Source organism: Bartonella sp. AP57NXGY, from assembly GCF_042195805.1.
Taxonomy (GTDB): domain Bacteria; phylum Pseudomonadota; class Alphaproteobacteria; order Rhizobiales; family Rhizobiaceae; genus Bartonella.
In genome coordinates, this window is the sequence record NZ_JBHIOZ010000665.1 from 1 (window position 1) to 551 (window position 551).

Here is a 551-nt window from a genome sequence, read left to right on the forward strand (position 1 = left end):
GCGCCAATATTCCTGTACCACCAACGACTAACTAACGGTATTTCTTATCATTTTTGATCATATCCTCCACCCTTATTGTACATTTTATCAGCAAGATGTGCGCAGCAAGCCCGTACATTTACGCTGCTAAGTCTCCGTGTACGGTTTTCATTCTCAAACGCAAAATCATCTTTAGCCGAAGCAACTTGATATTGCAGCGCCGGTCCATAAAGCGTATGCACAATTGGTACCAAATATACACAGGGCAGTGCGCATTTTGGGTTATATTGTCATGAGAGAGATGACCAAAAACTTTATCCCAAAAGCATTATACTCTAAATTATCAAGAGCATTCTTCAATCCCCCTGAATAAGACCCGTGATAAACAGGGCTTGCAAGAATAACATCGTTAGCGTCTGCGATTGTTTTGACAAATGCATGCGTTTTAGCATCACAATGGTAATGACTTATAAAAACAACAACTTTTTTAAATGCCTCCTCAACGGCGTATGAATATAAGCACGTTTTTTCTCGTCATTTTTTAAGGTATTAAACTCTTCCAATCTACCGAA

Annotated in this window: 2 protein-coding genes; both read right to left on the reverse strand. The window is 39.2% G+C overall.

What is annotated here, in order from left to right; all coding sequences use genetic code 11:
• Positions 1 to 47: 47 nt before the first annotated feature.
• Entirely contained in the window at positions 48 to 221 is a 174-nt protein-coding gene (locus tag ACFIL8_RS12545; protein WP_375638007.1) for a hypothetical protein, read from the reverse strand.
• 40 nt (positions 222 to 261) lie between these two features.
• Positions 262 to 450: an NADPH-dependent FMN reductase gene (locus tag ACFIL8_RS12550; RefSeq protein WP_375612108.1), complete on the reverse strand. Its 189-nt coding sequence runs from the start codon at positions 448 to 450 to the stop codon at positions 262 to 264.
• Positions 451 to 551: the final 101 nt, after the last annotated feature.